The organism is Pseudovibrio sp. W74, assembly GCF_001623085.1.
Classification (GTDB): domain Bacteria; phylum Pseudomonadota; class Alphaproteobacteria; order Rhizobiales; family Stappiaceae; genus Pseudovibrio.
The window spans coordinates 156,191-160,895 of the sequence record NZ_LMCJ01000005.1 but is presented as its reverse complement, the minus strand read 5'-3'; the positions used below and the strand labels follow the sequence as shown (position 1 = coordinate 160,895).

The following is a 4,705-nucleotide window of genomic DNA, read 5'->3' as shown; positions in this document are numbered from 1 at the left end:
CTCTCGACATTGAAAAATCCTCTCGAGCCGCATTACATTTTCGTGGTCGCTGGCTTGCGAAGCGGCATCGGACAAGAATGTCGATTGCTGTCGAAGTGAATGGCAGGTTTAGCTCCCCTTTCGGGGCAGCGACGCCTTGGGAACTGCCGACCGGTGATGACAATAAAAGCGCCAACCGCGAAATGTCAACACGCAGCAGTATTGGGCGTCACCCATTTCAACCACTCAGGCTACAGAACTCCGCAATGCATTTGCACGCCCGGCCTTCCGCAATCCCATCGCCACACAGCCGGCTATAATCGCGAAGGAAATCCACTGCGGCATATCCATCAGGTTACCCAACTGGGTGAGGCCGTAGTAGATGAACAGGAGCGTGAACCCGCCATATTGCCCAATCACCACCCAGGCAACACCAGCGGCCAGTTCCTCTCTAAAGGCAGCTGCCAGCAACAACACACCGTTGACCAGCATCACCACCGTAATCCCGTGCCAGACCACCGACAGCACCGCGATCACCACAGGATGAAGATCACTGCCCAGTACAGGATCGAGGATCTCTGGCCCGCCCAGAAACACATGCACCAGCACCAACAGCAACGACAAGATGCCAGAAGCGAACAGCCACTTATTCATTGGAATTCCCTCATCTTTGATTCCATACGGTAGCGTATGGTAACTTAATGCTGGACCCTGTCAATACGGCAGCGTATGGTGAATGAATGACAGAGAAAACCAAACTCACAGCATTGGACTGGATCAAAGGCGGCTTCCGCTCGCTAGCCGCGAATGGACCGCAGAGCCTGAAGGCCGAAGCGCTTGCCAGAACACTGAAGGTAAGCAAGGGCTCGTTCTATTGGCATTTCAAGGATGTCGCTGCTTTGAAAAAAGCAATGCTGGACCATTGGGAGCAATTAGCCACACAACAAATCATCGCGCAGGTCGATGCAGGCAGCCCCGCCCCCAAACAGCGCCTCTATGATCTGATCGAGATTGCAGCAAGTGAGGTCTCATTAGAGTATGGCGCAACCGGCGTTTCCGCCGCGATCCGCAACTGGGCCCAGTTTGATGATCTCGCCGGCGCCTATATGAGCAAAATTGATCAGCGGCGTCTGGAGTACGTCGAGCAACTGTTTTCTCAAATCCCCCAAACCCAAAGGCATGCAAAGATCAACAGCCAGATCCTCTATTCAACGCTCATTGGGGCTCAGCAGTTAGAGGAGGCAGACCAAAAAGCCTGCCTGAAGCACACACTGGACATCATGATGAGTGGCAACCGCCCTACCCCGGCCTGACCATTTTTTCTGGCCGGACAACACGGTCAAACTCTTCCGCAGACACATAACCAAGACGAAGAGCTTCTTCCTTCAGTGTGGTCCCGTTCTTATGGGCAGACTTGGCAATCTCGGTTGCTTTGTCATAGCCAATGGTGGGCGCAAGTGCTGTCACCAGCATCAAGGACCGTTCCAGCAACTCTTCAATACGCTCAATGTTTGGCTCAATGCCAACAACACAGCGGTCCGCAAAGCTCACCATGCAATCGGCCAGAAGCTCAATGGATTGCAACAGGCTGTTGGCAATCACAGGTTTGAACACATTCAGCTCAAAGTGCCCTGTCGATCCGCCCACACTCACAGCTGTCTGATTGCCCATCACCTGAGCACAGACCATCGTCACCGCTTCACACTGGGTCGGGTTCACCTTACCCGGCATTATAGAAGAGCCCGGCTCGTTGGCTGGCAGACTGATCTCACCAAGACCAGAACGCGGACCAGAGGCAAGGAATCGAATGTCATTGGCAATCTTCATCAATGAACATGCCAATGTGTTCAGCGCACCATGTGCAAACACAGCCGCATCATGCGTGGCCAGTGCCTCAAATTTATTGACCGCTGTCACAAATGGCAGGCCTGTCACCTCACTCACGTGAGTAGCAAACGCACTGGCAAACTCTGGCGTTGAATTAAGTCCGGTTCCCACCGCTGTGCCACCCTGCGCCAGCCGATAAAGCCCCACAAGGCTCTGCTCAATACGCTCCTTGGAATACTCCAGCTGCGCCACATAGCCAGAAAATTCCTGCCCCAATGTCAAAGGCGTCGCATCCTGCGTGTGCGTCCGGCCAATTTTCACGATATCCGCAAAGGCCGCCACCTTAGCTTCCATCGTGTCGTGCAGATGCGTCAAAGCGGGCAGCAGCACCTTGTTGATCTCACAAGCTGCCGCGATGTGCATGGCCGTCGGGAAGGTGTCGTTGGAGGACTGCCCCATATTCACGTGATCGTTGGGGTGTACAGGAGACTTGGTGCCGATCTGTCCGCCAAGCAACTCAATGGCACGGTTGGCAATCACCTCGTTGGTGTTCATGTTGGACTGTGTGCCAGACCCCGTCTGCCAGATTACCAGCGGGAAATGCGCATCCAGCTTGCCGGAAATCACTTCGGTCGCTGCCTGACAGATGGCCTTGCCCAGATCTTCAGGCAAACGCCCCTCTTCCATGTTCACCCTGGCAGCAGCCAGCTTCACCGCGCCCAATGCATGGATCAGCGCAGGCGGCAGATGCTCCCGGCCAATGGGAAAGTTGATCAGAGACCGTGCGGTTTGCGCGCCCCAATATTTGCCAATGGGAACATCCAGCACACCAAAACTATCGGATTCCTGCCGCATACCATCAGAATTTTGATCAGACATTGACACTTTCCTCTCAAGCGCAGTCCCGAAAAAGGAACGATCCCCTTCAGGCGAGAACACACGACAACGAAACCATAAAACAGTTTAGACAACCCTGCCATGAAGCACAGGGCTTCATCAACCACAGGCGAACAAAACGTGAATTTCCGGTGCATGAACGCCGCGGTTCAATTTACATTCGTGAGCCAACCTGCTTATTCTCAACCATACCTACCGAAGATATATCAAAAAAGTTTCACCAGATGTCTATGCCCCCTCTCTCGGCGATCGGTATTGAGAATTACCGATCCGTACATAAGCTGTTCATGCGAGTTGGTGCCGTCAACGTGTTTGTCGGCAACAATGGCGTCGGTAAAACCAACCTCTACAAGTCGCTTGAACTTCTGCAGCAAGCCGCACTGGGCCGTATCACCCGCGCCGTTTCAGAGGAAGGCGGCGTAGACAGCGTCATGTGGGCAGGAGACCTGAAAACCCATGAGAAGAAGCGCATCATCCTGCGTGCCGATCTGGGGGATCTTTCTTACCGCATCCAGCTGGGCCTGCCCAACCCGATCTCTGATCCCGCCCTGCCCTATGAGACTATGGTGAGAGAAGAAGAGCTAAACCTCCTGACAGGCTCCAAGTCTGTCGTGCTGATGAACCGCAAAGGCCCAAGTGCCTTTCTGCGCGCCAGCAACGGCAGCAAAGTAACCTACGACAACGAACTTCTGCCTTCCGAGACGGCCCTCGCCAGCATTCGCGATGGCAGTCAGTTTCCGGAGTTAGATCTGGTCCGCCGCGCAATTGCAGACTGGCGTTTCTACCACACCTTCCGCAGTGATCGGGACAGCCTGTTACGTCGTCCAAGCCCCAATGTCACCACCCCAACGCTCTCATCAGATGGCAACGATCTTGCAGCAGTTTTCGCTACACTGAAGGAAATCCGCAAGGACACGTTTTACCTCCAGGAAGCGGTCGATGATGCCTTCCCCAACAGCAAGCTGATCATCGAAGCCAATGGGCAGGATTGCCGCTTCGCATTACAAACACCGGAAATCCGCCGCCCGTTCCCCTCTCAGGAACTGTCGGACGGCACATTGCAATATCTCGCCCTGCTTGGCGCTATGTTGTCCTACCGCCTGCCCTCCTTCATTGCCCTCAACGAACCCGAAGCCAGCCTGCACCCTGACTTGCTGGAACCACTCGCCAAAGTCATTGCCAAAGCCTCAGAGCGCAGCCAGATCTGGCTCGTCACACATTCTGAGCAACTTGCTGATCATATTGCCAATCATGCAGGGGCATACCCAAGGCGCATTTATAAAGAAAACGGCCAGACCGGAATTGATGGCCTGAAAATCACCGGCGAATTCGTCGGAGAGGAGTAGTAAGTTTGACCCCCAAGGGCTTGATTGTCTGCCTTGCCACCATGGTAAGCTGGGCGTTTCTGATTGTCATAAGCAAAGGCTTGCTACTTACTTACAATCTTGATCCATGGATCTTCACTATCATTCAGCTGATGTTTGGCGGCCTGTTCCTCATCGCCGTCAGCCGAAAGCTGGGCGCAACAATGGATGCGCTCAAGAGCCCTTACACCTGGGCCTACGGAGTTGCCCGTGTCCTCTCCGCAGCCTGTTTCACAGCCTCTCTGCTGTACATCAGTGCGGCAAACGCAGGCTTTTTTGGCCTTGTCTCCGTTCCGTTTTCTGCGCTCGCCTTTGCTCTCTTGTTTTTCCGGCTCCCCACCGCTCTGGAACTGCCCGGTCATCTGATCATTATTCTTGGCGTTGTTCTGTTGATCTCCTCACTGGAAGACACCTACTCCAACCCCGCCGTCTATCTGATGATCTTCTCAGAATTTGCAGTGGTTGCCTCCGTTATTATCGCTGAATTCCACCCGCAAAATCAGGGAGATGACCTGAAGGAACGTGCCTCGCTCAGCGGTGTCATGCTGGTGGCCAGCGCACTGATCATGCTCATCGCCCTCGCCGCCCTCTCTCTCATCACCGATGGCCCTGCAGCAACACAGCAAGCAACGGACTGG

5 protein-coding genes are annotated in these 4,705 nt (G+C 54.3%); 3 read left to right on the top strand and 2 right to left on the bottom strand.

What is annotated here, in order from left to right; translation table 11 throughout:
- Positions 1-225 precede the first annotated feature (225 nt).
- Entirely contained in the window at positions 226-633 is a 408-nt protein-coding gene (locus PsW74_RS04715; RefSeq protein ID WP_063290046.1) for a hypothetical protein, read from the bottom strand.
- Positions 634-719: 86 nt separating this feature from the next.
- On the opposite strand from PsW74_RS04715, the gene PsW74_RS04710 reads away from it, so the two are divergent.
- Entirely contained in the window at positions 720-1,292 is a 573-nt protein-coding gene (locus tag PsW74_RS04710) for a TetR/AcrR family transcriptional regulator (protein WP_063290047.1), read from the top strand.
- Here PsW74_RS04710 and fumC read toward each other — a convergent pair.
- A complete protein-coding gene (gene fumC / locus PsW74_RS04705; protein ID WP_063290048.1) occupies positions 1,279-2,685 on the bottom strand; it encodes a class II fumarate hydratase in 1,407 nt (468 codons plus the stop codon). The genes PsW74_RS04710 and fumC overlap by 14 nt on opposite strands.
- 242 nt (positions 2,686-2,927) lie before the next feature.
- On the opposite strand from fumC, the gene PsW74_RS04700 reads away from it, so the two are divergent.
- Together PsW74_RS04700 and PsW74_RS29245 are read left to right on the top strand one after the other, a co-directional pair.
- Positions 2,928-4,049, top strand: coding sequence for an AAA family ATPase (locus PsW74_RS04700; protein WP_063290049.1), 1,122 nt, complete (start codon positions 2,928-2,930; stop codon positions 4,047-4,049).
- A gap of 5 nt (positions 4,050-4,054) precedes the next feature.
- Positions 4,055-4,705, top strand: a 651-nt coding sequence (locus tag PsW74_RS29245) for an EamA family transporter (protein WP_208987838.1), incomplete at its 3' end; no start/stop codon positions are given.